The sequence below is a fragment of the Candidatus Villigracilis proximus genome (genome assembly GCF_016717045.1).
In the GTDB taxonomy this organism is placed as follows: Bacteria; Chloroflexota; Anaerolineae; order Anaerolineales; family Villigracilaceae; genus Villigracilis; species Villigracilis proximus.
In genome coordinates this window covers 95,096-122,046 of record NZ_JADJUO010000011.1, presented here as the reverse complement: position 1 = coordinate 122,046, position 26,951 = coordinate 95,096, and the positions used below count along the sequence as shown (strand labels likewise).

General features: G+C 48.1%; 26 protein-coding genes and 1 pseudogene. 19 read left to right on the top strand and 8 right to left on the bottom strand.

All coding sequences use genetic code 11. The features are described from left to right. The first annotated feature begins 19 nt into the window (after positions 1-19). From IPL71_RS13865 to IPL71_RS13845, 5 genes are all read left to right on the top strand, one after another. Positions 20-556: a sensor histidine kinase family protein gene (locus tag IPL71_RS13865; protein WP_345322525.1), complete on the top strand. Its 537-nt coding sequence runs from the start codon at positions 20-22 to the stop codon at positions 554-556. Next, positions 547-1,299, top strand: a complete 753-nt coding sequence (locus IPL71_RS13860; protein ID WP_345322523.1) for a sensor histidine kinase — start codon at positions 547-549, stop codon at positions 1,297-1,299. The genes IPL71_RS13865 and IPL71_RS13860 overlap by 10 nt, the downstream gene beginning before the upstream one ends. After that, on the top strand, positions 1,259-2,848 hold the full coding sequence (gene hflX / locus IPL71_RS13855) for a GTPase HflX (protein ID WP_345322522.1): 1,590 nt from the start codon (positions 1,259-1,261) through the stop codon (positions 2,846-2,848). The genes IPL71_RS13860 and hflX overlap by 41 nt, the downstream gene beginning before the upstream one ends. A 130-nt stretch (positions 2,849-2,978) precedes the next feature. Beyond that, positions 2,979-3,317 (top strand): hypothetical protein, encoded by a 339-nt coding sequence (locus IPL71_RS13850; RefSeq protein ID WP_345322521.1) that lies wholly within the window; start codon positions 2,979-2,981, stop codon positions 3,315-3,317. 83 nt (positions 3,318-3,400) lie between these two features. Continuing rightward, positions 3,401-4,963 (top strand): hypothetical protein, encoded by a 1,563-nt coding sequence (locus IPL71_RS13845; RefSeq protein WP_345322519.1) that lies wholly within the window; start codon positions 3,401-3,403, stop codon positions 4,961-4,963. Positions 4,964-4,980: 17 nt separating this feature from the next. Here IPL71_RS13845 and IPL71_RS13840 read toward each other — a convergent pair whose 3' ends face one another. After that, complete coding sequence (locus IPL71_RS13840) at positions 4,981-6,045, bottom strand: acyltransferase (RefSeq protein WP_345322517.1); 1,065 nt, start codon at positions 6,043-6,045, stop codon at positions 4,981-4,983. 362 nt (positions 6,046-6,407) lie between these two features. On the opposite strand from IPL71_RS13840, the gene IPL71_RS13835 reads away from it, so the two are divergent. Then, positions 6,408-6,998, top strand: a complete 591-nt coding sequence (locus IPL71_RS13835; protein WP_345322515.1) for an SET domain-containing protein — start codon at positions 6,408-6,410, stop codon at positions 6,996-6,998. Positions 6,999-7,037: 39 nt separating this feature from the next. On the opposite strand, the pseudogene pckA reads toward IPL71_RS13835, so the two are convergent. The 6 genes and pseudogenes from pckA to rpmF form a co-directional block, all read right to left on the bottom strand. Further along, positions 7,038-8,501 (bottom strand): annotated as a pseudogene (gene pckA / locus IPL71_RS13830) (phosphoenolpyruvate carboxykinase (ATP)); the annotation flags it as partial. Positions 8,502-8,525: 24 nt separating this feature from the next. Further along, complete coding sequence (locus IPL71_RS13825; protein ID WP_345322513.1) at positions 8,526-8,684, bottom strand: hypothetical protein; 159 nt, start codon at positions 8,682-8,684, stop codon at positions 8,526-8,528. 18 nt (positions 8,685-8,702) lie between these two features. Then, positions 8,703-9,920, bottom strand: a complete 1,218-nt coding sequence (locus IPL71_RS13820; protein WP_345322511.1) for a pyridoxal phosphate-dependent aminotransferase — start codon at positions 9,918-9,920, stop codon at positions 8,703-8,705. Positions 9,921-10,136: 216 nt separating this feature from the next. Next, positions 10,137-11,384, bottom strand: coding sequence for a phospholipase D-like domain-containing protein (locus IPL71_RS13815; protein WP_345322508.1), 1,248 nt, complete (start codon positions 11,382-11,384; stop codon positions 10,137-10,139). 59 nt (positions 11,385-11,443) lie between these two features. Then, entirely contained in the window at positions 11,444-12,394 is a 951-nt protein-coding gene (fabD, locus tag IPL71_RS13810; RefSeq protein ID WP_345322506.1) for an ACP S-malonyltransferase, read from the bottom strand. Positions 12,395-12,457: 63 nt separating this feature from the next. Then, positions 12,458-12,658 carry a 50S ribosomal protein L32 gene (gene rpmF, locus IPL71_RS13805; RefSeq protein ID WP_345322504.1) on the bottom strand — a complete coding sequence of 67 codons (201 nt, stop codon included), beginning with the start codon at positions 12,656-12,658 and terminating at the stop codon, positions 12,458-12,460. Positions 12,659-12,862: 204 nt separating this feature from the next. Here rpmF and IPL71_RS13800 point away from each other — a divergent pair, with 204 nt between their 5' ends. From IPL71_RS13800 to IPL71_RS13760, 9 genes are all read left to right on the top strand, one after another. Then, positions 12,863-13,570 carry a SpoIIE family protein phosphatase gene (locus IPL71_RS13800; protein ID WP_345322502.1) on the top strand — a complete coding sequence of 236 codons (708 nt, stop codon included), beginning with the start codon at positions 12,863-12,865 and terminating at the stop codon, positions 13,568-13,570. After that, complete coding sequence (locus IPL71_RS13795) at positions 13,563-14,612, top strand: potassium channel family protein (RefSeq protein ID WP_345322501.1); 1,050 nt, start codon at positions 13,563-13,565, stop codon at positions 14,610-14,612. The genes IPL71_RS13800 and IPL71_RS13795 overlap by 8 nt, the downstream gene beginning before the upstream one ends. 9 nt (positions 14,613-14,621) lie before the next feature. After that, positions 14,622-14,753, top strand: coding sequence for a hypothetical protein (locus IPL71_RS13790; RefSeq protein ID WP_345322499.1), 132 nt, complete (start codon positions 14,622-14,624; stop codon positions 14,751-14,753). Next, positions 14,750-14,986, top strand: a complete 237-nt coding sequence (locus tag IPL71_RS13785; RefSeq protein ID WP_345322497.1) for a hypothetical protein — start codon at positions 14,750-14,752, stop codon at positions 14,984-14,986. Before IPL71_RS13790 ends, IPL71_RS13785 begins: the two co-directional genes overlap by 4 nt. After that, positions 14,983-15,261 carry a hypothetical protein gene (locus IPL71_RS13780; protein WP_345322495.1) on the top strand — a complete coding sequence of 93 codons (279 nt, stop codon included), beginning with the start codon at positions 14,983-14,985 and terminating at the stop codon, positions 15,259-15,261. The genes IPL71_RS13785 and IPL71_RS13780 overlap by 4 nt, the downstream gene beginning before the upstream one ends. Continuing rightward, positions 15,258-16,451, top strand: coding sequence for a M1 family metallopeptidase (locus tag IPL71_RS13775; RefSeq protein WP_345322494.1), 1,194 nt, complete (start codon positions 15,258-15,260; stop codon positions 16,449-16,451). The genes IPL71_RS13780 and IPL71_RS13775 overlap by 4 nt, the downstream gene beginning before the upstream one ends. Before the next feature lie 71 nt (positions 16,452-16,522). Continuing rightward, positions 16,523-17,872: a protein translocase subunit SecD gene (gene secD / locus IPL71_RS13770; protein WP_345322492.1), complete on the top strand. Its 1,350-nt coding sequence runs from the start codon at positions 16,523-16,525 to the stop codon at positions 17,870-17,872. An 11-nt stretch (positions 17,873-17,883) separates the two neighbouring features. Next, positions 17,884-18,837: a protein translocase subunit SecF gene (secF, locus tag IPL71_RS13765; RefSeq protein ID WP_345322490.1), complete on the top strand. Its 954-nt coding sequence runs from the start codon at positions 17,884-17,886 to the stop codon at positions 18,835-18,837. A gap of 65 nt (positions 18,838-18,902) precedes the next feature. Continuing rightward, on the top strand, positions 18,903-19,511 hold the full coding sequence (locus IPL71_RS13760) for a LysE family translocator (protein WP_345322488.1): 609 nt from the start codon (positions 18,903-18,905) through the stop codon (positions 19,509-19,511). A gap of 140 nt (positions 19,512-19,651) precedes the next feature. Here IPL71_RS13760 and IPL71_RS13755 read toward each other — a convergent pair whose 3' ends face one another. After that, complete coding sequence (locus IPL71_RS13755) at positions 19,652-20,797, bottom strand: glycerate kinase type-2 family protein (RefSeq protein WP_345322745.1); 1,146 nt, start codon at positions 20,795-20,797, stop codon at positions 19,652-19,654. A gap of 246 nt (positions 20,798-21,043) precedes the next feature. Here IPL71_RS13755 and IPL71_RS13750 point away from each other — a divergent pair, with 246 nt between their 5' ends. From IPL71_RS13750 to IPL71_RS13735, 4 genes are read left to right on the top strand one after another with little or no spacing between them, the layout of a single operon-like run. Next, a complete protein-coding gene (locus IPL71_RS13750) occupies positions 21,044-23,797 on the top strand; it encodes a PAS domain S-box protein (RefSeq protein WP_345322486.1) in 2,754 nt (917 codons plus the stop codon). 29 nt (positions 23,798-23,826) lie between these two features. Continuing rightward, positions 23,827-25,179 carry an ATP-binding response regulator gene (locus tag IPL71_RS13745; protein ID WP_345322484.1) on the top strand — a complete coding sequence of 451 codons (1,353 nt, stop codon included), beginning with the start codon at positions 23,827-23,829 and terminating at the stop codon, positions 25,177-25,179. Between the two features lies 1 nt (position 25,180). Beyond that, complete coding sequence (locus IPL71_RS13740) at positions 25,181-26,248, top strand: ATP-binding response regulator (RefSeq protein ID WP_345322483.1); 1,068 nt, start codon at positions 25,181-25,183, stop codon at positions 26,246-26,248. Then, positions 26,245-26,895 carry a response regulator transcription factor gene (locus tag IPL71_RS13735; RefSeq protein ID WP_345322481.1) on the top strand — a complete coding sequence of 217 codons (651 nt, stop codon included), beginning with the start codon at positions 26,245-26,247 and terminating at the stop codon, positions 26,893-26,895. Before IPL71_RS13740 ends, IPL71_RS13735 begins: the two co-directional genes overlap by 4 nt. The last annotated feature ends 56 nt before the right edge of the window (positions 26,896-26,951 follow it).

Genomic DNA, 26,951 nt, shown 5'->3' with positions numbered 1-26,951 from the left:
AGGGCGTAAACTTAAGAAAATGGCGATCCAGGACTCACTGCAAAAAATACACACCCCTTGGGTAGAACGCATCTCCCGCGAATTGGCGCGCGGAGAGGGCGTGCGCGCCGGCTTCGTGGAGCAATTGGAACGCTTTTACAATCTGCTTGAACAAACTGTTATGACCGGCGATACTGCCTGGCTTGACCCGATCCTCTATGATTGGGGACACTCCCCCACTGAAACCAATCTTGAAGAAGGCGAGTACTTCGTCTCATTTGTCATGAATCGCATGATCGCCCTGACCATGGAAGTAGTGCGCGAAAACCTAGATCATGAAGAAGCGCTGGAAGTGCTCGGCGCGGTCATCCCGATTTTCACACACAGCCTGAGCGTGGTCGTACGTTATGAGATGGAAACACGCGTAGCACACATCTCCAGCGAGTTGAATGCAACGCAGGTAAAACTTCAGGAACTCGATCACAACAAATCCAATTTTATTTCCGTGGCTGCGCATGAATTAAAAACCCCACTAACCCTGATCGAAGGTTACATCCATGATGGTGGATGTGGTTGAGAATTCCGGGCATTCACAAATCGAAAGTTTACTCAAAAGGCGTAAATACCGGCATCCTGCGGATGCGCCGCATCATTGATGATATGCTCGATGTGTCATTGATCGACAATAATTTACTGACCCTTAATTTTCAACCATTATGGATCAGCCATTTATTAAATCTTTTGAAAAATGAACTCAAGAAGCCGGTTGCTGACCGTAAACAAAATTTGATCGTCAACCAGTTTGAAGGCTCTGAACTTATGCTCTATGGCGACTCGGAACGCCTGTATCAGGCGCTGCACAACGTCACATCCAACGCTATAAAATACACACCCGATGGCGGCACGATCACCATTGACGGACGCCTGCTGCCCGGCTTCGTTGAGATCACCATAGCCGATACAGGCATCGGCATCTCCCCCAAGGATCAAGCCCTCATCTTTGAGAAATTTGGTCAACTAGGCAGAACCAACCTGCACTCCAGTGGCAAGACAAAATTCAAAGGCGGCGGCCCCGGACTGGGTCTGCCCATCACCCGTGGAATTATCGAAGCGCATGGTGGTACGATATGGGTAGATTCAGAAGGCTATGATGAAGTAAAACTAAAAGGCTCAATATTTCACGTCCTAGTGCCTACACGCACCGAAGCGACAGACCCGCGTATTGCAAAATTATTTAGTCAATTTGAGCAAAACAAATCAGAATCGGAAACGGAAATCAGTGTCCAAGAAAATCCCTCAACCAACAACACCCCCGCGTGAACGAGCCTTCCTCGTTGGCGTGGAACTCTACGGTAAAAAACAATTTCTCGCGCTTGAAGATTCACTCGTCGAACTTGCATTGCTGGCAGACACCGCAGGCGTGGACGTAGTCGGCGAACTCACTCAAAAGCTGGATCGTCCCCACACGTTAACGTATATCGGCCCCGGAAAAGTGGAAGAACTAAAAGCGCTCGCCGAGGAAACTCTCGCCGACGTAGTCATCTTCGACGATGAACTGTCACCACGCCACCAGCGTGAATTGGAAAAAGCGCTGGGCAACATCCGTGTGCTTGATCGCACCGCACTCATCCTGGATATTTTCGCACAACACGCGCACACCAGCGAAGGTATGCTGCAAGTTGAACTCGCACAATATGAATACAATCTGCCACGCCTGACCCGTGCATGGACTCATCTCGAAAGGCAGGCAGGCGGCGGCGGCGGGCGTGCCGGTTCTGCGGGCGGAGTTGGCTTGCGCGGCCCTGGTGAAACCCAGCTCGAAGTAGACCGCCGTCAGATCCGCACCCGCATCACACACATCAAACGCGAGCTTGAAAAAGTGGAAGCGCATCGCACACGTTATCGCGCTCAACGCAAACGTTCGCGCATCCCAACAGTTGCGCTTGTGGGATATACCAATGCAGGCAAATCCACTTTGCTTAATCGGGTTGCAAAATCAGAAGTTTATGTCGCTGACCAATTATTTGCCACACTTGACCCCACCACGCGCCGCGTGCTCCTTCCTGGTGATGATCTGGCTTTGATCACAGATACGGTCGGATTCATTCAAAAACTACCCACCTCGCTCGTGGCCGCTTTTCACGCCACACTCGAAGAGATCGCAGAAGCAGACCTGCTCCTGCATGTGGTTGATATTTCGCATCCCAATGCGCTCAATCAATTCGAAGCAGTGCAAGAGACTCTGGCCGAAATCGACGCGGATCATATTCCCATGGTCACAGCGCTCAACAAAGCCGACCTTTTGCATCATCCTGAAAATGCGCGCGAAATTCTAAAAAACTTCCCCAAAGCCATTTCCATTTCAGCAATTGAAGGGACGGGCATCAAAGATTTACTGCACCTGATCCGCGAGGAACTATACGAATCCTATTCGCCCATTCATGTACGCCTGCCCTATCAACAAGGCGCATTGATCTCCCTCTTTCACGAACTGGGACAGGTGGAACGCGTGGAACACGAACGCGGCGGCATGGTTATGCATGGACGCATCCCCGGCAGGTTATTGGCGCAGTTCGCCCCTGGCACGCCAAAGCCAGTGGAAGCCAGGCAGTCCCCGGGAAGATTTGAAGAACGGAAACCATTGACAATAGTGATGTCTGGAGGAAGCATAATGTCCAAATTTCTGGATCGCATGTCTGAATTTTTGGCATCGCAAAGGATTACTCCCCATCATCGGCATCGCTATGATCATCATAAATTTGATCCTTCAATTCATCCTGCCAGGAACCTGATAACAACCAGCAATCTACTTCTGCATGTTGGTTTGATCATTTCGATTTTCGGCCTCATGCTTTCCTGGGCTTTGTAAAAAAATACGCCTGTACTCGCAAGACCATCAGGCTTTGAAGTTCTGTAAAAGACTTCTTATCCTTTGGACACAAGCACTGACCAACGGATGAGCAACAAGAAACTTTATACAACCGCGGTAAAATCTCTCCATGTCTTCTTCTTTATCAGGCCAGACACTTATCAACCAATATCACGTTGAAGAATTTATAGCGCTCACACCGCTGGGAGAGCTGTACCGCGCAACAGATATTCGCAACGGCAAACCGCTGGCGCTTACGCTTCTCTCAAAAACAATTTCAATCACTGAAGAAAATCAAGGAACTGGAAGCGCAAGCCGGTCAACTCCGAGCCATTACACATCCCAATATAATTTCCATTATCTGGGCGTCTTTCAAACGCCCACGCTTGCCTTCCTGCTGGAAGAATGGATCGACGGCCCGACTTCTGCGCGAGATCATCCCAACACAAACACCTGTTGGTGTAAGTGAAGCCTGATTTATATAAAAGCCGTTTGCAGCGCACTTGAAACTCTGCATAAAAATAATTATCTCATCTCAATCTTGCAGCCGAGTTGATCCGCGTTAATCAGCGCGGAGAAATATTTTTAGGGGGCATTGCAGCATCCGTCAATTGGCGAAGCGGCAAAGGAAAAAACGGCAAATATCCACGCTTATATTTTTCACCGGAGCAATTTACAACACAACCCCTCACCCCCGCAGCCGACATCTACGCCCTCACTGTAATCCTCTACCAACTTACAACCGGCGCATGGCTCAATGGCAAATCTGCGCCAAAAACAAATGAAGCGATTCAAAACGCGCATCTCGACCAAACACCACCCGCGCCCATTTCTCTAAACAAGGAAATTCCAGATAATTTCTCACGCATGACTCTCTGGGCGCTTCGAAAAAAAGCCGGGGACAGACTCAAAACCACAACCGAATTGCTTTCATCACTGGCGCTTGCCGCACAAATTCAAGTGGATGAAATACCGCTTCGCGCCACGCCGGAAACTGCTCCTGTCACCTCGGCCATTCTCTCCGGGTGGGAGTTCCTGCCGCCGCCCAAACCGATCAGCATTCAACAAGACCTGCCGCCACTGGAAGAGCGCCTGGCTGGCCTCACCGCCTCGCAATCAAAAAGGAATAAAACACGGATCGGCATTTTCCCTGTTTTGATGCTTCTATTAATTGCAGGATTTGTATCGCTTTTCTGGTTTGTTCGCCCCGCCCCGGTCATCATTCCCACCCCGATACAATTTACTGAATTCGCATCCGATTACACACCACCACCGACACTCACCCTTCAACCAAGACCCACTGATCCAAATGGAGGCCGTATCGCCTTCACCTGCACCCGTGGAGAGTACAACCAATTATGCATGATCAATCGTGACGGCACAGGCCTCGCACAACTGACTGACATGGACGCCAGTAACTACTATCCAACCTTCACTCCCGATGGCGGTTCATTATTGTTTGCGTCCAACCGCAACGGCCCATTCGACTTGTATCTTTTATTATTCGGCGAAAAGCAACTTTTTCAACTGACAGAAAATATAGGCAATGTTATTTCTCCCGATTACTCTCCAGACGGACGCCGCATCGTATTTGCCAACCGTGCTTCAGACGGGCCAACATCCATTTGGATGGTCAATGCAGATGGCTTAAATCCGCACCTGGTTTATACAGGAACAGACACCATCGTGGCAACCGCATGGTCGCCTGATGGAGAAAAAATCGCATACGCCATGTCGGTAGGCATTCCGCAGGAGTATGAAATTTTTATCATGAACACGGAAGGCAAAAACCACGTCCGCGTTTCTGAGGGCATACAAGGAATCGGCGGCAGCATTGACTGGTCACCTGACAGCAAAAATCTTCTGGTCTACGCCGGACCGTTTGGCGACAAAGATATTTTTAAAATAGAAGTGGAAACAAGGAACACAATACAATTAACAGATGGTGGAAATAACGCAGGCGCATCCTACTCCCCCGATGGGCAATATATCGTATTTAATTCGCTGCGCAATGATGATCAGGCCGATCTCTATATTATGAGATCAGATGGCTCCAATCAGGTACAACTCACAAATCATCCTGAGCCAGACTGGGGGCCGCAATGGACACAGTAAGCCAAACTCTAGTAAATTTAATTGGGGACAATCGCGCGTAGATACGGGATTTTTTGCAGGATCAAAACAATAACCAATGAGATGATAAAAACAAGAATGGTCACAAGAGGGGCTGTATAAATGGCCGGGCCAGATAACGCTGAAAACTCGAAACCGAATGCCCCTCTTCTTACAAACGAAAGCATCATCGCGTGGACTAGATAAACGCCAAAACTGGCTCCCGCAAGACCACGGAACAATCTTACAGACATCGCCTGCGGAGATGTACCCATTTTTTCGCCAAGAGCCTTCATCCATATAAATGCCGACAGCGACATGATCACGATGTTCAGGCGAAGATAAACAAGATAAAAATCGTTATAGTCGCCAAAGGCTGCTGTTACCTTCAAGGTGGCATACGCGGTGTACACGACAGATGCGACATAGACAAAAACAGCCAATCCCACGGCCCAGCGGGGATATTTCAAACGGCCTAAAACATACCCAATGAAAAAGTAGCCAATGTATTCAGTAAAAAAGCCAAGTTTTATTACCAGCTCATAGCCTAGATTTTGCTCGATAAAATCAAGCAAGGGACCAAAGGCAAACCAGATCAACGCGGCGTACCATAAGGTCTGTTCGCTGGCAGAATGGACGAAGACCTGCAAGAGCGGCACAAATAGGTAAATGGAGATCAATGCGTACAAAAACCAAAAGTGGTAATAAACCGAGCCGGTAATTATGGAAAGAATGATCGCCTTGATGGCATTGAAAAACGTGTAATTTGCATATCCATTTTGCCAGACCAGATAAATAACTGCCCAGGCGAGAAAAGGTACGATTACCTTTTTAAATCTATTTACATAAAACGAAGCGATCGTTTCCTGTTTGCTCAACAACAGATAACCACTGACCATAAATAACAGAGGCACACAGGCTCTGGCAATGGCGGTGTAGATATTCCCCGCCATCCAGTTTGAAAAGGTTAAATCCTCCCAGCCATTAAGCAGCGGACTGGTAGCATGGATCAGGACCACCATAAAAATACTAAGCACTCGAATCAGGTCGAGCCAGAAAATATATGTTTTCTTTTCAGCAATCATGGGCAGTATTGTATCGCAGCTCGATTTCATCGTCCAACGGGTTTCTTTTGGGCGGCGAAATGTTCGGGCTAAACAAATACCCATTGGACGGAAGCAGGTTTCGGCGGAGTCTGATGCGTGTTTTTTATCCACAAAAAAGAGGGTGCAGTTTATGTTGTCAAATTGGTTTGTGTAATATTTTTATAACGTGCAGGGTGATTTTTTATAACAAATCATTAACAAAATGGATGACATTAATATGACATGAAACCTTTACATGCAGGATATTTAATGTATTATTGAAATATCAATGGCGTTTTTCTCGGCTCGACCACCGAGGGAGGCGCTGTTCATCTTTAATCCAAAAAAAGGAAGTTATATGAATGTCCAAACAACCAAGTTCGTATCTGTCTTCTAAGTTGGAAGGCCGCCCGAAGGCCACTGGCAGTGGAAACGGCATCTATGCACTGCAACCCATCAACAAGGGTGAACTCGTAGCCGTTTTCGGGGGCGTCGTCTATGAATGGGACGCCTTTATTCACCTCCCTGATCGTGAGCGTAGTTTATGTATCCAGGTGGAAGATCGTCACTTCCTGGTGCCACGCCCCATTGGCGAAGGAGATTATGTCAATCATTCTTGTAACCCGAATGCAGGTCTTTCTGGTCAGATCGGACTCGTTGCGATGCGAGACATCAAGATTGGTGAAGAAGTATGTTTTGATTATGCCATGAGCGACACCATGCCCTACGATGAATTTAATTGCGGGTGTGGGAGCTCAAATTGCCGCGGGTTGGTAGGCGGCAGCGATTGGCAGAAGCCAGAGCTTCAAAAACGTTATGCAGGTTTCTTTGCTCCGCATGTTCAGCGCAAGATCGACGCGCAGCACGCTGAGAGACGCAACTTTGAACACGCGATGCAATTGGGCAAAACTGCAAAACTTGCCTCACCGGCAACAACTCCTGTGTACAAATAGAAATAAAAAATCCGAGTGCAAGCACTCGGATTTTTTTATTTAAACTTTAGGGCCTGCGTCAATCACATCCTGCGGGGTGCCAACTTCAAACTTGCCAAAGTTTTGTTTAAATCTCATCGCCAGGTCTTTGTATCTTCGATCATATTCCTTTTGATCATGCCATGAAGAGGCGGGATTTAAAACCTCGTCGGGGACATCCGGGCATTGGGTTGGGACTTCAAAGCCGAAGATCGGATCTTTCTTAAATTTGACCTGATCCAGTTTCCCATTGAGTGCGGCATTTAATAGGGCTCTTGTGTATCGAATCGAGATGCGCTTCCCAACACCGTACGGTCCGCCCACCCAGCCAGTGTTGACCAGCCAACAAGTGACGCCGTAGCGCTCGATCTTGTTCTTGAGCAGCTCTGCATATTTATATGGATGATGCACCATAAACGGTCCGCCGAAACAGGCGCTGAAGGTGATCTCCGGTTCCTTGCCAAGCCCTACTTCTGTCCCTGCGATTTTGGATGTATAACCGGAGATAAATTGATACAAGGCTTGATCGGGTGTTAACCGCGCGATCGGGGGCATGACTCCGCTGGCGTCACAAGTGAGCAGAATGATGTTTTTTGGATGCCCGGCTTTCTTTTCGGGCATGGCGTTATTAATAAATTCAAGCGGATACGAAGCGCGCGTGTTCTCGGTCAACGAATCATCTTCAAGATCGATCATGCGCGTGATGGGGTCAAAAGTCACATTTTCAAGGATGGTACCGAAGCGTTTGGTGGTGGCGTAAATTTCAGGCTCGGCAGACTCTGAAAGCCCGATGACTTTGGCGTAGCATCCGCCTTCGAAGTTGAAAACACCGTTATCGCTCCAGCCGTGTTCGTCGTCACCGATCAGGCGGCGGGTAGGATCAGCCGAGAGTGTAGTTTTGCCTGTGCCGCTTAATCCAAAGAATAAGGCAACATCGTCTGAATTATTTGGATTTACATTTGCAGAGCAGTGCATGGAAAGTACACCTTCCAATGGCAACAGGTAATTCAAAATAGTGAAGACAGATTTTTTGATCTCGCCCGCATAAGCAGTGTTGCCAATGATGGCGAGTTTCTTTTCAAAGGACAGACAAATAAATGTGTCGCTATTTGTGCTGTCCACTGCGGGTGCGCCTTTGAAAGACGGCATGGCAATGATCGTAAATTCAGGAATGAAGCGTTTATATTCTTCAAGGGACTGCGGCAGGATAAACATATTGCGCACGAAATGACTGTGCCACGCCAGTTCTGTCACAATGCGGACAGGCAGCCGATAGGACTCATCCGCACCGCCGTAGACATCCTGCACAAAGACATCCCTGCCCTGCATGAATCCCAGCAGCCGGTCATACAGGACTTCAAACTTGTCTGCTGCAAATGGACGGTTATACACGCCCCACCAGATATTATTTTCCGAGTCTGTATGGCGCACAACAAATTTATCGTTCGCACTGCGAGCAGTGTGCTTGCCGGTATTTGCAACAAAGGGTCCGCCGGAACCAGAGAACCTTCATTGCGAAAAAGTTGCTTCTTCCACCAATGCTTCAGTAGTTAAATTCCAGTAGGCCAAACGCAAATTGATGACGCCTTGATTCGAGAGGTTAAAGTCCGCTTTGCGTGATTGCGCAATGGATTCGGCGGGAGTTTTGATATTAAGTATATTGTTCATAATATTTTCTCCGATTCCCTACATCCAATCCCGAATCATTTTCTTGTCACCAATATAAATTTCATTGGGAGAAGTTGGGTCAAGGGCCCACTTGATGCGGGCGATGCCTTCGGTAATATCTTTCACCGAGCCCGCAAATGAAATGCGGATGTGACCTTCCATGCCAAACTCTTTGCCGGGGACAGTCACCACCATGGCCTTCTTAAGCAGGAATCTGGAAACCTCCACAGAATTTCCATTGAAAGCACGCAGGTCAGGCAGGGCATAGAAGGTTCCTTTTGGTTCGATCAAACGTACTCCATTGAAAGTCCGCATTTCCTGTAAAACCACATCACGATTATTTTGAATTTGCAAACGCAGCGCATCCACAATGGACTGCAAACCATTCAGTGCCCCTTCCGCAGCCGCTTGTGCAAGAGGCGAAACACAGGAAGTTGTTTGCGCGAGGACATTGGTCATCACTTTGACCAGTTCACGCGGAGCGACCACCCAACCAATGCGAAAACCTGTCATACCGTATAACTTCGCCACGCCGTTGACAACGATCACGTGAGAGTTATCAATATCTTTATTTGTAAACGAATATGCCGGCGGAGCGACATTTCGATCAAAGGTCAGTTTGTGATAGATATCATCACAGATCATGAAGATGCCTTTACGCTCACACATATTGACGATCTTCTCGATCAACTCAGCTGGGTATATTGCGCCTGAAGGATTATTCGGGCTATTAACAATGATCGCCCGCGTGGATGATGTCACTGCACGTTCAATATCTTCGAAGCGTGGTGTAAATGTCCCATCTTCGGGAGTGACAACTACAGGAACTCCCAAACACATCTTGATCATTTCAGTATATGAAACCCAATAGGGTGCAATCACGATCACTTCATCCTGTGGATTCAAAACTGAATAAAAAATATTGAAGAGTGACTGCTTTGCACCGTTGGTAATGATCACATTTTCAGGCGCAGCCAAACGGCTATAGTTTTCTTCGGTGTAACGAATCACGGCCTTCTTCATTGCAGGCAGGCCGTCTGGCGGTGCATATTTTATGTCCCCGCTCGTCAGTTTTGCGCCCGAAGCCAAAACAGCGGAAATGGGGGTTTTATTCTTCGGCTCCCCAATTCCTAAATTGATCACGGCCTCGCCACGCTCACGCAACAAGCGGGCTTCTTCATTCAAGGCAAAGGTTGGGGATTCGGCGATGTCACTTGCGAGTTTGCTAAGTTTCATGTTTCTCCTTGCGTAAAAACTTCCGAAGTCTGGATTAAAAAAAAATCTGGTCAGGCAAACTGCACTGACCAGATATGGTTCCACAACCGCAAAATGAAGCGGCGCTGACAATCAAATTGCCAGACAAAGCATTCATATTTTCATTATACTACTCACAGCCAACAAGGTTCAATATGGAGGTAATGATTTCCTCATTATGAATGTAACCTGTTCCATTTACTGACAGGCAAAGGTACCCGGCTCCACATCACGCGCCTGCCCCCAAAGCTTTTCGAATTCCTGTAAGTACAACGACGCGATCTCGGCGTTATCCAAAATCACTATATTTTCATCGTTTGCTTCGTCCGCATTCGTGGAGTAATTTAAAGAACCTGTCACCACAATGCTGTTGTCAATAATGATGATCTTATCGTGCAGGAAACTGCTTGAATTCCCATCCTGCCGCGCCGGAACCTGCGCACACCAAAAATTCATTAACTCTGAATTGATGCTTTCACTGCCGGTGGTTTCAAACACACCTTTCACATCCACGCCGGCTTTTGAACGGTCGATCATCGCTTGAGCGAGCGGATAATCGGTGAAACTAAAAGCCAGAAACCGAACACTGATCTTTGCATCATTTACCAATGCGATTATGTTGCTTAACGCATGATCTTCTGCAGAAAACACAACTTGAATTGGAGTGCCATCCAAAATAGCCCATTGATTACTCATTGTTGAAGGCGCACGCGGACCGAACTGTCCGCTCCACATTTCCTGAAATTCACGTTCATAAATAAATGCAATTTCAGGGGAATGAATTACCAGCACATTATTGTTCTGTTTATAAACCCCATTGACCGTAATATTCGTGGACCCAGTCCAGGTGATCTGCTGATCGAAGATCCAGAATTTATTATGCATCAAAGCAGACCGCCCCGCATCATCCTTGACCTCGATGCCTGCTGCGGTTAAAAGGGCAAATTGTCCACGTTCGGGTTCGCGATCAAACTCCAGGCCATATTTATTATCCGTAAGCCACTTCACATCCACGCCGCGATTCTTGGCCGCGATCAGCGCTTCTGCAACGGGAGTCAGGTTAAATTCAAAAGATGCAATGTGGATACTGGTCTGTGCGTTATTAATAAACTCAATTAATTTTGCTGCGACTGAACCCTCGATCACATTGGGATTGTTCGTCACCAACGGGTCAGTGAAATACACTTCCCACCATTTTGATGTTGGAAGAAACGGTGTTGGCGTTTCAGTATCAGGCAAAGGGATGACAAAGGCCGGTGTATCTGTAACAGGCGGAGGGACGATTATTGGCGTATCAGTAACCGGGACAATAAAAGGAGCAGGCGTGTCTGACGCGTAAAACGGGATTTGCGTGACAGGCACAGGATACGCCGTGGATGGAGTATCCACCGGGGCGCAAGCCGTGAGGATGAAGAATATCGTGAGGAAGCAAAGTTTACGGGTCATTGAAAATTCTTCTTTTTATATGGAATCAAAAATGCAGGAGTAAACTCCTGCATTTTATCTTATTCGGCGAGCGCCGCAAAATCCTGTGGATTTCCCAAAGGCAAAATGGTCATCCCATCTGCGATGCGTTTGACGAGACCACCAAGCACGGTGCCAGTGCCCACTTCTACAAACGTGTTGATTCCATTTGAAATCATATATTGCACCGACTCTGTCCAGCGGACGCGGGATTGCATCTGCGCGATAATGTCGGCGCGGATCGAGCGTTCATCACTCAATGGCAAAGCGTGGACATTGCCAATCACGGGAATCTGCAAGGCAGATAGATGAGCAGCAACCACCACTTCATTCCACTCTTGCTGAATGGAGGCCATCAAAGAAGAGTGTGCAGCAATCGACACAGCCAATGGCAGGGCACGTTTTGCACCGGCTGCTTTTGCGCCAGCCATGGCACGCTCCACGGCCGCTCTTGAACCGGAGATAACAACCTGACCAGGGCAATTGTCATTGGCAACTTGCACAGACTCTTCATGTGTGCTGGCATCGTCACAGACCTGATCGAGCAGATGAATATCCAGACCTAGGATGGCGGCCATACTTCCGGGGGCAAGTTCGCCGGCGTGTTTCATTAATTCAGCACGTTTGCGAATGAGGCGCAAACCGTCCTCGAAAGATAATGCTCCGGATGCGGTGAGGGCAGATAACTCTCCCAGCGAATGACCAGCCAACATGGCAGGGCCAGTTGTCAGATTGGGATAAAGATGCGAGAAGGCGCGGTAGGAAGCCAGTGAATGGACGAACAGGGCAGGCTGGGTGTTGATGGTGTCGTTGAGTTCATCCGCAGCACCTTCCATCATTAATTTGGAGAGTGCAAACCCGAGGATCGAATCTGCTTCTTCAAAGGTTTGTTTCGCCACAGGATATTGCATGGCGAGGTCTTTGCCCATACCCACTGCTTGGGAACCTTGACCCGGGAAGATAAAAGCTGTGCTTTGTAAATTAATTTTCATAGTGTCTCCGTAGTCATTAAAACACAAACGGGTCGTGATAGTCACGACCCGTTTTGCAGATTCCTACTCGCTGGCTTTCTTTTCTTTCTTGACCTGAATAACTTCACGGCCATTGTAGAAGCCGCAATTCGAGCAGACGGTGTGTGGCAGGCGCTTGGAACCGCAGTTGGAACAGGCAACGGTATTTACGGCGGTCAACGCGTCATGCGCGCGACGGCGGTCACGACGGCCTTTGGAATGCTTGCGTTTTGGATGTGGGGTCATTTCTTACTTTCTCCTTTTACATACATCAGACGGGCCTAGTGCGCCCGTCTGGTTGGTTTTGAATGAAGCGGGCTGATTATAGCGGTAGGCGGTGGATGCGTCAAGTAAAAACATTGAAGAAAGAGGGGCAAGAAACAATTTGATAATCAGCCTGCGCTTTTTTTCCTGTTTACGGTTTTACCTGCCTGCATGTATACTTATCGAATGGAAATTCAAATCGCTGTTGCAAAGATCAATAAGTACGCTGTTTCTGAAAGCGGAGATACGCTCGAAGTCGTGGAGCGCCCCACCGGCGGACTCTCAGTTGTGCTGGCAGACGGCCAGACCAGCGGACGCGGTGCGAAGGCGGTTTCGCAGTTGGTGGTGCGCAAAGTGATTGGCTTGCTGGCAGACGGCGTACGAGACGGAGCCGCCGCACGTGCCGCTTCAGATACTTTATTTGCCGACAAGACCGGCAAAGTGACCTGCACGCTCAATATCGCATCAGTAGATTTACATAGCAAAACCATTGTACTCACCCGCAACAATCCAGCGCCGCTTTTCATTTGTCGCGGCGAACAGATCGACGCGCATAACGAAGATAGCGTTTCATTAGGTACATCGCGCAACGTAAGGCCGGTCATCACTGAAATTGGGGTTGAATCCGGGTTGACCATTGTGATCTTTTCAGACGGCATCAGCCACGCAGGCGAGCGCCGTGGACAACCGATGAACGTCGGGGAAACCATCCGCTCATTGATCGAGGATCAAGACCCGGCGCCGCAACAACTCGCCGACGCGCTCCTCGCACACGCGGTCAGCCTGGACGATAACCGCCCCGCAGACGATATCAGCGTGGTTGTGTTAAAAGTCTCATCACGCGCCGGAGACGAAGTAAGGAGAATGACCGTCAGGCTTCCGATCAATGGCTAAAAAACGCAGACACAAACCAGACACACGCGCACACCGTTGGCAGCATCTACGAGCGTCCATTCGTGATACAAGCATATTGTTGAGCGAATTCCGCTCTGCAATCGTATGGTTTTCCATTGCGATTTTGGGCGGCGGCATAATTTATTATTTTCTATCAAATCTACTTAATGAACCGATCAATAGTCTGACCGAAGCCATTTACATCGTTCTGACCATCACATTTTTACAACCGCCCAATCGTGATTTTCCAACTCATATCGTTTTACAATTATTTCACTTTTTAATGCCCGTCATTGGGATCGTTATGCTCGCGCAGGGATTGGCAGATTTTGGAAGCCTGCTCTTCAATCGCCGCGCACGCACAAAGGAATGGGAAATGGCAGTCGCATCTACATTAAACAAACACGTTATCCTCGTTGGGCTGGGACATCTCGGCTATCGCGTCGCGCTTAAATTACATGAAATGGGCGAACAGATCGCAGCGATCGAATTCAACGCAGATACAGACACACTCAGCGTTGTGCGTAATCTCGGCATCCCGGTCATTCACGAAGATGCCACACGCCCATCCTCACTGGAAGCCGCAAATATCAAAGACGCGCGCACCATCATCATGGCAAGCCAAAACGATGCCATGAACTTGCAGATCGCGCTCAAAGCCCGCAGCATCAATCCTAAAATAAAAGTTGTCGTCCGCATTTTTGATGAAGACTTCGCGCACGCACTCCAGGATCAATTTGGCTTCATTGCCTTGAGCGCCACAGAAATGGCCGCACCTGTTTTCGCCGCCGCCGCTTCTGGCGTGGATGTTACCAATCCCATTTCCATTGAAGGCCAGCTGCTTAGTCTTGCGCGTCTGGTCGTATCGGAAGATGCGTCCTTTGCAGAAAAAACAGTCGGCTATGTGGAGGATAATTTTCATCTAAACGTTGTCCTGCTCCGGCGTGACCATCAATCTGAAATGCACCCACCGACAGCAGTCCCATTCACGCGGGCGATACCCTCGCCGTACTCGGCGGCCCCGATGAATTGCATCGCCTGATGCACGACAATGAATGACCTTGAAAAAAATCTTCTCATCGGCCTCGTCGGGCCGTGCGGCTCGGGCAAATCCACGCTGATGGCCGGGCTTGAAAAAACGGCTATCGCTGCCGGCACATCGCGCAGGAGCATTCCTACGTGAAACACATGTGGCAGGCGATCACCACACCTGACGTCCTTATTTTTTTACAATGCTCGTTTCACAACTCCACAACCCGTCGAAATTTAAATTGGAACATCGCCGATTACGAAGAACAACAACGCAGACTTTCCCACGCGCACGAGCACGCCCACCTTATCATTGACACCGAAGGCATACCAGCGGAAGAAGTCCTCGCCCGCGCATTAACCTTCTTAAAGGAAAATTACCCGTGAAAAATATTTTCCTGTTCTCAATCACGCTTCTTTTTTTAACCTCATGCCTGCTCTTACTACCCCAAGCAGACTCCACCCCCGAACCGACTCCACCAGCCATCTCGCCCACAGATCGTTCTGTCTACAAAGATGGACTCATCCCCGAATATCAAAACATACTCAATAAACTGCCCTACGCCAGCATGTATGATATTAAATTCATATTGCCGATGACCTGTATCACATCACCGGCCAGGAAACTGTACTTTACACCAACGCCGAAGATATCGAATTGAAGGAAATAAAGTTCCGCTTGTTTGGAAACATCCTCGGCGGCGAAATGCATGTGGCTGAAGTCAATGTAAATGGCGAAGTCATTACGCCCAATTATTCGCTAAACGACAGCCTGTTGACCGTGCCGCTCAAAAATCCGCTGCAACCGAAAGATACCATCACCCTTAGCATGGACTTTGAGCTTGAGGTGCCGCAATCTGTTGAATTAAATTACGGTGTGCAAGCCTATTACGATGATGTACTTGCGCTGGCACATGCCTACCCGATGATCGCAGTCTACGATGACGAAGGCTGGAATGCAGAAATCCCGCCGCAATCTGGCGATGTGACTTATGCAGACATGTCTTTTTTCATTGTCACAGTGGAAGCGCCGAAAGGAGTCACTCTGGTCGGCTCGGGGCGCGAGATCAACCACAACGAAAGCGGGAACAGGCAAACGGTCAGATATGAAGCGGGGCCGGTGCGTGATTTCTATCTGGCGGCGAGTCCGGAGTATGAAGTCTTCACGAAAGAAGTGGATGGAGTCACATTAAGATTTTATACGCGTGATTATTTGCAGGCAGGCGCAGAATCTGCATTGGATGTTGCGGCACGCGCAATTGAAGTCTACGGAAAAAGATATGCGCCTTATCCATACACCGAATTGGATTTTGTCTCCACGCCCACTTACGCCTTGGGAATTGAATATCCCGGCATGATCGCCATCACCGAATGGATCGTTGAGCCGGATCAATTTTATCTGGAAGGAACCGTGGCGCATGAAGTGGGTCATCAATGGTTTTACAATCTGGTCGGCAATGACCAGCTCGATGACCCGTGGCTGGATGAATCATTAACACAGTTTGCCACCCTGCAATATTTTACTGACACGTACGGGCAATCAGGCAGCGCAGGGTTCCGTCAGGATCTGGAAGGACGTTGGAACAGCATTGGGCAGGAGGAAATCCCTGTCGGTTTGCCGGTCAAAGAATATAGCAACGAAGAATACAGTGGAATTGTCTACGGTCGCGGCGGTTTGTTCTTTGAAGCTCTGCGTGAAGAGATGGGTGAAGAAAATTTTGATGTATTTATAAAAAACTATGTAAAAAATAATGCGTGGGATATTGCCACGCCCGAAAAATTACAAACAGCAGCAGAAGCCCAATGTGGGTGCAATTTGACCCCGATTTTTGAAAAATGGATATTCCCGTAAACCTTTTAACCGGAGTATAATGGCTTCCGCGCCAGCCTTAGGCTGGCATTTTTGTGGATGGAGTGAGAAATATGCGTAATAAAAATAGTTGGTTGGTTCTAATTGTTCTATTGGTCGCTTTTTCGCTTTGGGTTGACCTGAGTAAAACCCTCCTGGTTTACAACCCATTTAACGATCAGCCTCTCATTGAACGGGATGTGGATACAAAATTAGGTCTCGATTTGCGCGGCGGCCTTCAGGCTTTGCTTGAAGCTGACGTCCCTGCTGAGACCGAAGTCACTGCTGAAGATTTACTCAATGCCAAGAACATTCTGCAGAACCGTGCAAATGCCCTTGGCGTCAGCGAAGTTGTAATGCAGACCGCTGGTGATCGCCGCATTGTGGCAGAGTTCCCCGGCGTGACAAACCCTGAAGAAGTAGTTGCTGCCTTAAAGCAAACCGCTTTGCTTGAATTTGTAGATATGGGCACAACCCCGGTGTTGGAGGGAACAATCGTTCAAACCGACTTTGGGATTGAAAATGCGCCTGCTGTCAATGAAGCTGGTGAAACCATTTATCATACAGTGATGACGGGTGCCGCGCTCCAGACCGCTTCGGTTTCGCGCAGTGACACAGGACAATATGCGATCTCATTTGTTCTGAAATCTGATGCAACAGATATTTTCGGTGAGTATACAACCTCTCATCAAGGTCAATATCTGGCAATTGTTTTGGATAAACAGGTCATTTCTGCACCGGTCATTCAAAGCCCGATTACAAGCGGTGAAGGTCAGATTTCCGGCAGTTTCACACAAGATGCCGCTCAAACGCTTGCCGTACAACTGCGCTCGGGTGCATTACCCATCCCGATCAAAGTTGTGGAAAGCCGCACCGTTGGCCCAACCCTCGGTGAAGAAAGTCTACGCAAGAGCGTGCTGGCCGGACTCATTGGTCTGGCAGTTGTAATTCTCTTCATGGGAATTTACTATCGCGTACCCGGTGTCGTTGCGGATCTTGCCTTGATCTGTTACGCCATATTCACTTTGATGTTATTCAAACTGATCCCGGTGGTACTCACTCTGCCCGGCATCGCCGGTTTCATCTTGAGTGTAGGTATGGCCGTGGATGCAAACGTGCTGATCTTTGAACGCCTTAAAGAAGAACTCCGCAACGGACGCAATCTGCGTCAGGCCATTGACCTGGCTTGGAGCCGCGCATGGCCTTCGATCCGTGACTCAAACACCTCAACTTTGATCACCTGCGTCATCCTCTTTTTCCTTGGCAGCAGATTCGGAGCTGGTATGGTAAAAGGCTTTTCGATCACGTTGGCATTGGGTGTGGGTGTAAGTTTATTCACAGCCATCATCGTTACACGTACGTTTTTACATACACTGCTTGACAGAGTCAAACTCGAAGACCACCCGAATTGGTTTGGTCTTTAGGAGCGCGCGCAATGAACATCATTAAGAATCGTTACGTTTACTTTTTCATCTCCCTGCTTATCATCATCCCTGGGATCATATTTATGGGAATTAATTGGGTCCAGTCAAAAACAGGCCCGTTCCCTCTCGGGATCGATTTCCGCGGCGGCTCATTACTTGAAGTGCAGTTTGAAGGCACACGCCCAGCGGTTGAAGAAATTACAGCGCTTTACAAGGAATTCTCTACAACGGACGAACAGATCTCCGAACCCGTTGTTCAGCCATTGGGCGAAGACTCTTTAGCGGTTCGCTCAAAGTCTATGACAGATGAGACCAAAGGCGCGATTGTAGCCGAAATGGAAACCCGCTTTGGCTCGAAAGTGACTGTCTTAAACTTCACCTCTGTCAGCCCCTCCATCGGCGCGGAAGTTACTGTCGCGGCTGGCTGGGCAATATTTTTTGCCGCCGCCGCCATTCTGCTTTATATCTGGTGGGCTTTCCGCGGTGTTGAACATGCCTATCGCTACGGTACTGCCGCCATTCTCGCCATGCTGCACGATGTGCTCGTTGTGGTCGGCGTGGAAGCCATCCTCGGATATTTCCTCGGCTGGGAAGCAGACGCCCTCTTCCTGACCGCCCTGTTGACCGTCATCGGCTTTTCGGTGCATGACACCATCGTGGTATTCGACCGCGTGCGCGAAAACTCAAACATCCTGCGCCGCATCGACTACGAAACCATGGTCAATCATTCCATCGTGCAAACTTTGGATCGCTCCATCACCACCCAGTTGACCGTCATGCTGACACTTTTCGCTCTGGTCTTATTCGGCGGCGACAGCACCCGTCACTTTGTGATCATTTTGCTTGTGGGTATTTTCAGCGGAACATACTCCTCCATTTTTAACGCGGCTCCCATTTTCGTTGTTTGGGAAAATCGCGAATGGACAACCTGGTTCAAGCGCAAAGAAGAAGCAGCAACAATCTAACTCATTTCAAAAAGGGACATCAGCAATGATGTCCCTTTTTGATTTAACAAAGAGGATGAAATTTTATGACCGAAAACCTAGCTCTATTCTTCACCAGTTTTTTGATCGGCATTTCCATCGCAGCTCCCGTTGGGCCGATTGGTGTGTTGTGCATTCGGCGCACGCTTTCTCATGGAAAACTGATTGGCTTTCTATCTGGCATGGGTGCCGCCAGCGCAGACACAGTCTATGGTGCGGTCGCAGCATTTGGGTTGACGGTCGTTACAAATCTGTTGACTGAAAACACTTTCTGGCTGCGCATCATCGGCGGATGTTTTCTCTTGTATCTTGGCATAAAGACATTTCTTGAAAAGCCCGCCGACCACGCGGCAAAAGCCAGTCAAAGCGGATATTTGAGCGCGTATCTTTCGACCTTTTTCCTGACCATTACCAACCCAATGACCATTCTTTCATTCGCGGCGATCTTCACCGGCCCCTGGTTTATCAACAAAACCGGTTCGCCGCTCGCAATGGTAGCCGGAGTATTTGCAGGTTCTGCGGTCTGGTGGCTGACTCTTAGTTTTGGCGTTGGTCTATTTCGTGAGCGCCTCACGGCAAATCACATGGCCTGGATCAATCGTATTTCAGGCGCGATCATTGTTATCTTTGCTGTCACAGCACTAGTAACAAAATAAGCTAGCCACCAGACAGTTTTAAAATGGGACGCAGATGAACGCTGAAAACGCTGACAAAAACTATTTTTTCTCACGTTTTCCAAAAAATCTGCGCTTATCAGCGTCCAAAAACAAAGCGTCAGGTGGTTAGAAAATAAACATTAATACGCAAAGCAGATTACCAGATCGTTGACATTGGTACCGCTCGGACCGATTCGGATTAGATCATTCAACGCGTCAAAATAAGAATACGCATCATTCCTCGACAGATAGCCTGCCGCGAACATCCCAAGCAACTCAGCCCTGTGAGCCGATTCGCCCGTCACAATGGCTCCAGCCGCGTCTGTGGGGCCGTCTTCGCCATCAGTAGCAAGTGAGATCAGCATCACATCTTGCAGACCAGACAATACATCTACGGCGGCAAGAGCAAGCTCCTGATTTCTGCCGCCCTTCCCATTCCCTTTTAACTTAACTGTGGTTTCGCCGCCGGCCAGTAAACAAAACGGGCGTTTCATTGTCTGTGTTGATTCTTTTAACTGCAAAGCGATCTGACGCCCAATGTCACTGGCTTCGCCCTGCATTCCACGGCGAATGATCACGGTTTCAAAAGATTCTTTTTGTGCCTGTGCTTCCGCGGCGCGTAAAGCAATCTCATTACTGGCCATTATTGTATTTTCTACATATTCAAAAACAGGGTCACTCGGCTTTAATGTTTCAACAAAAGCAGGAATAATGGAAGCGGGGATTCTATCCTTCAGATCATATTTTGCGATCACACTCAAAGCATCAGCACAAGTTGACGGGTCTGGCGCAGTTGGGCCGGAGGCAATGGCTTCCATCGAATCGTTGACCACATCTGAAAGCAGCAGGCTGACAACGCGCGCGCCATTTGCCATCCGAATCAATCCCCCGCCCTTTAGTTCATCGAGATGACGGCGCAATATATTGATCTCATCAATGCGCGCTCCACACGCCAACAATGCGGATGTGAGTATTTGCAAATCGGCGAGCGGTACACGCGGTGCAGTCATCAAAGCAGAGCCGCCGCCTGAGATCAGACAGATCAGCAGGTCATCCTGTGTAAGTTGTGACACAAACTTCAACGCAGCAGCGCCCGCTTTCAAGCTGGAACTGCCCGGGACTGGATGATCTCCCTCGATAACCGTAACAGGTTCAATGTTAAGAGGCGAAGCGTGTTTGGTAATGATGAGGCTGTTGGTCAGGCTGGTTGAGTCAGCTAATGCCGAGGTCATGGCGCAGGCCGCTTTTCCCAATCCAAAAGAAAAATACGTTTTGCTTTTGGCAATGGATTTTCAAGCACATATTTTTTTACCGCCGCGCCCGGCTCCACGGCAGAAAACATGGCCGAAAGTATATGTATAACAGAGATTCTGCGGGCATGGTTTTCAAGAAATTTTTGTGAAGAAAACATGGTTTAAGTATACACGGGAAATTTTGCGATGATATTGTAGGGTGTTTCCCGATGGGTTCAGGCGTATAATGATGTAAAAATGGGATATTAATACCGTTCATGCATGTTGATGGAGTTTAATATGACCGAAAAAAAGAGTAAACCAGCGGCGGAACAAGATATTCATAAAACTCAACTTCAGAGACCTGTTTTGAAGAAAAAAACCAAAGCTGCAAGGACTCAAAAAGAAAAGAGCGGGAAAAACGAACTCGCCTTTCAAATGCTTTTTCAAAATCACCCAATGCCCATGTGGGTCATTGATATTAAGACGCATGCATTTTTACGAGTTAACAAGGCGGCGATCGAGAAGTACGGCTATTCGCAGACTGATTTTCAAAAACTAACCCTTAAGGATATTCATCCTGAAGAACGTATTACGGGGCAGTGGCATCACAAATTAAAAAGTGGGAAGTTGATCGATGTGGAAGTTACATCATGCACTTTTGATTTTCAAGGGCACGAATCAATACTAATGACCGCGCAGGATATTACTGCGTGCAAGCAGACAGGGGATTCACTGCGCGCAAGTGAAATTTTCAATCAGGCAATTTTAGATTCTGTAACTGCTGAAATCGCCGTACTGGATCACAGCGGAATCATCATTGCTGTAAACCAGACCTGGGAAAAATTTGCGTTGGAAAATAGCGCAGAGGCTGGCATTCCGGCGCCGCGGACTGGGATCGGAGTTAATTATCTGGAGATCTGTAAAGCTGAAAACGGCCTGGAAACAGGCACAGAGGGAATGAATGGCTGTGATGGCATTCGAGCGGTAATGAGCGGCAAGTTGACCAGATTTAGCATGGAATATGCCTGTCATTCGCCGGAACAACAGCGCTGGTACACGCTGACGGCTACTCCGTTCGGTGAGGGCGTCGCGGGGGTGGTGGTAACACATAACAACATTACCGAGCGTAAACTGGTGGAGGAATCGCTGCATGAAAGCCAATCCACATTGCAGGGGATTCTACAATCCACTGCAGATGGAATTCTGGCTGTCAATCTGGAAAACAAAGTACTTTTTGCAAACGAGCAGTTTTATAAAATGTGGAAAATTCCGCGTGAGATCGCCTTGAATCAAGACGAGACCGTATTGCTTAATTTTGTACTTGAACAATTGATCGAGCCGCAAATTTTTCTGCAAAAAGTGCAGGAGCTTTATCAATCAAAGCAGAAAAGTTTTGACACGCTCTATTTTAAAGATGGCAGAATTTTTGAGCGCCAATCAAAACCCATTGTGAATGGTGAAAATCTGGAGGGGCGCGTCTGGTCATTTCACGACATCACGGAAACGAAAACAATTGAAGCGGCGCTGATTCAATCTGAAGGCAGATACCGCAATCTGTATGACACAATGACAGATGGCTTTGTAAGAGTGAATATGCAGGGCTTTGTTCAAGAGTCGAACAAGTCGTATCAGAAGATGACCGGGTATAACACCAATGAACTTGCCCATCTGACCTATGAAGAGATCACGCCTAAAAAGTGGCATGAGTTTGAGCAAAATATCGTCGAAACACAGATATTCCCCGAAGGCTCCTCCAATTTTTACGAAAAGGAATATATAAAGAAAGATGGAACGATCTTTCCGATCGAAATTCATTCTTTCCTGATCAAAAACGATGAAGGCGAAATCGAGGGAATTTGGGCAATTGTGCGAGATATTACCGAGCGCAAACAGGCCGAAGAGGCATTGCATCAGCGCATTATGGAATTGGAATTGCTCTACGAAAGCGGATTATCATTCAGTCAGCTATTAAATCCAAAGCAGATCGCGCAACAAATCATTAAGTTATTGGACCAAAAAATGGATTGGCACCATACCGCCATTCGTTTACTTAACCCAAAAAACAATACGCTGGAACTGCTGGCTTTCAATCAAGCGAACTTAAGCAGTCAGAAGGAACGCAATGCGGCTGAGGAAAAATTAAAAACAAGCGTGGCGTACCTCGACCAGGGGTTAAGCGGCTGGGCTGTCCAACACGGCACAATTGTGCATTCAAATGATCTAGCAAACGACCCGCGCTATCAGGAAACTTTTTCGGGTTTGCAATCCGGTCTATATGTCCCCATTAAAACCGGCAAACAGGTAATCGGAGTGATCAGCATTGAAAGCGAAAAGGCAAACGCCTTTAGGAAACCAGATGAGTTATTGACCACAACTCTGGCCGCACAGGCAGCCAGTATGTTTGAGAATGCGCGTCTGTATGAAGAAACCACCCGCCATGCAGACGAACTGGAAAACCGCGTAAAAGAACGCACTGCTCAGATCGAATCGACAAAACATCGTCTGGAGCTCGCCACTCATGCCGGTCAGATCGGCGTATGGGAATACAATCCCAGAGAAAACAAGGTCATCTGGGACGAACGTATGTACATACTTCACCATATCCCCGATGGCAGTTTCGACGGTACGTATCAATCCTGGGTGAAATTGATCCACCCCGACGACATAGATAAATCGCAGCTCAACATTCAACTCGCGGTAACAAAATACCTGCTTTTAAATAATGAGCACCGCATTATCTGGCCTGACGGCACGATACGGAATATAGCCGCGAGCGCCGTCACCGTTTTTGAAAATGACGGCAGGCCGGAACGCATCATCGGCATCAACATGGATATTACGGATCGCAAACGCACCGAGCAGTCTTTACACGAAAGTGAAACCTATGCCCGTCTGTTATTTAACGCCGTGCCAGACCCGATCTCCGTAACAGATATTCACGGGGAAATTATAGATATCAATCAGGCGTTTGAACAGCATTACAATTTTTTACGCGATGAAATTCTGAAAAAAACATATCAGAGATCGGTCTGTATCCAAAGGCAGATCTGATAAAAAGGGAAAAATACCTGATGGAGATCGTGAAAAATCAACCAGGAAATTCCCGGCAACACTCCATTCAGCTTAATGTATCCTCAACAAATGAAAGCATCCAAACTGTTGAATTGCATTCCTATTCAATCGAAGTAAAGGGCAGGCAATTGATCATCAGTGCCGGGCGCGACATCACCGCCTATAAAAAAGCCGAGGATACACTGCAGCTTGCCAACATGGAAATGAAACACGCCCTGCGTATTAAAGATGAATTTCTTGCAAACATGAGCCATGAACTGCGGACTCCGCTTAATGCCATTTTGGGGATCTCTGAAAGCCTGGAAGAGCAGATCATCGGCGCTCTGAATGAGAAACAACTAAAATATATCCGCATCATCAACGAAAGCGGACGCCACCTGCTGGAACTCATCAATGACATCCTCGATCTTTCCAAGATCGAAGCTGGAAAACTGGAACTCAATCTTCAGGGTATTTCAGTCAAAACTCTGTGCGATTCAAGCCTGCGTTTGGTGAAGGAACTTGCACAAAAAAAATCCTTAAAAGTATCCCTTAAAATTGACGAAATGGAGATCACTTTGCTGGGCGATGAACGCCGCCTGAAACAATCCCTGGTTAACCTGCTGAGTAATGCCGTCAAATTTACCCAGGAAGGAAAAGAAATCGGTCTTCAAGTACAGACCAATACGATCGACCACGAAATTACCTTTACAGTCTGGGATCAAGGCATTGGCATTGAGCAAAGTGATATCAAACGTCTCTTTAAACCATTTGTGCAATTGGATGCGGGGCTGGCCCGTGAATACCCCGGTACCGGACTGGGCCTGGCAATCGTCTCGCAAATGGTGCGTTTGCACGGCGGACACATCAATCTGGAAAGTGAGCCTGGAAAAGGCAGCCGCTTTATCGTCACATTACCCTGGGCTGAAAAACAGCAAACTGCACAAATTGAAATCGAATCTCAAATCACGCCGACCAGCCCAAAGTCGGCTGCGAAGTGCAGCGTCAAAGTCCTGCTTGTGGAAGACACCGAGGTAGTCATCACACTGACGAGTGATTATCTGCACTACAAAGGATATGAAGTATTTATCGCCCGCAATGGCATGGAAGGTGTACTTCTTGCAAAGGAAAAAAAACCGGATGTGATTCTTATGGATATTATGATGCCGGTCATGGATGGCATGGAAGCCGCCCGCCGCATCCGTGCTGATAACATGCAGAAAGACACGATCATCATTGCGCTCACAGCACTCGCCATGCCCGGTGACCGTGAACAGTGTCTGGCTGCCGGCATGGATGATTACATGAGCAAACCAATTCAAATGCATGATCTTACAAAGATTATCGAAAAACATTTAAGCGCCCGGCAGGAAAAAAAATAAAATGGCAGGCAGCGTATTGATCGTTGATGATGACCAAACCAGTCTCGCCGCACTTGAATCGATTCTCGATGGGCAGGGCTACAATATCATCAGGGCATCCAACGGGTCAGACGCCCTGCAAAAAGCGGATGCGCTCATCCCAGACCTGATTCTAGTGGACGTGATGATGCCCGTCATGGATGGCTTTGAAGTATGTAAACGCATCCGTGCCACGCCGAAACTTGCTGAAATGCCGATCATCATTCTCACCGCCCTGGATGACCGCGCCTCACGCCTGCTGGGAATTGAATCTGGCGCCGACGATTTTCTCACCAAACCAGTTGACCGGCAGGAATTACGTCTGCGGGTACATACGATCATCAGACTCAATCGATATCGCACCCTGCTTACCCAGCGTGAAAATTTACACCGTCTGGCAGAAAGTGTGATCACCGCACAGGAAGAGGAACGGAAAAGGCTCTCACGTGAACTTCATGACGATCTCGGACAGGCATTGATCGCTCACATTCTAAATCTGCACAATTTGCAAAAAGACCTGCCGCTGGAAGTTGATCTATTAAATAAAAGAATCGATGCGCTGACAACCGATACCAATCAAACCCTAAATAAAATGCGTTTCCTGGCTCAAAATATCCGCCCGACCCTGCTGGATACTCTTGGGTTGCGCACAGCATTGGAAACATACAGCTACGAATTCGGCCTGCGAACCGGGCTGCGTGTTTTATTTGAAGCCGATCCTGAAATCCCCGAAATCCCCGATGCGCACGCCATAACGCTCTATCGCATTCTACAAGAGACACTCACGAATGTCCTCAAACACTCCAAAGCCAATCAAGTTTGGGTGGAGTTAAACATTGATGAGCACAGCATTGTTTTAACGGTGCAGGATAATGGAATCGGTTTCACGCTGACACAGACGTCACCCAATTCGGGAATCGGCATCACCAGCATCCGTGAACGTCTGACACTCGTCGGTGGAAAATTAGTCATCAGCACATCAGCCTCCAAAGGCACTGTGATCTCTGCACACATTCCACTGGCGCAAACACAGGATACAGGAACCGCATGATCCGAATCCTCCTGGCAGAAGATCACATAATGGTTCGCGCCGGACTGCGAGCTTTGCTGGAACGCGCAAAAGAAATCACCATCATAGGCGAAGCATCCAACGGGCAGGAAGCCATTACCATGGCCGCAGATCTAAAACCGGATGTACTCGTGATGGACATCATGATGCCGCGTCTAAATGGAATTCAAGCCGCCGAACAGATCCGCAGCATGAAACTGCCAGTCCATATCCTTTTGCTTTCCATGTATTCAGACGCAGGCCTGGTACACCAGGCGCTGCAAAGCGGTGTCAAAGGATATGTACTCAAGACCTCAGTCAGCGAAGAGTTACTATGGGGCATTCATGCGGTTTCACGCGGCGAAACCTATTTGAGCTCGGTCATCTCATCCATCGTTACGGAAAACACATTGCATCCAAACACAGCGCAAACCGCAAACCTGCTGGATGTCCTTTCTCCACGTGAAAAAGAAATATTGCAATTAATTGCAGAAGAAAACACCAGCGGCGAGATCGGAAAAATCTTATATATTAGTGAAAAGACCGTGAAAAAGCATCGCACAAATTTAATGGAAAAATTACATGTCCGCAATCTGGCCGGGCTGGTGCGGCTGGCGATCAAATATGGATTAATTGACAAAAACTGGTAGGACAAAATAAGGGAATACCAGTATGGTGATAATAAAAATGTAAAAATATAATATCC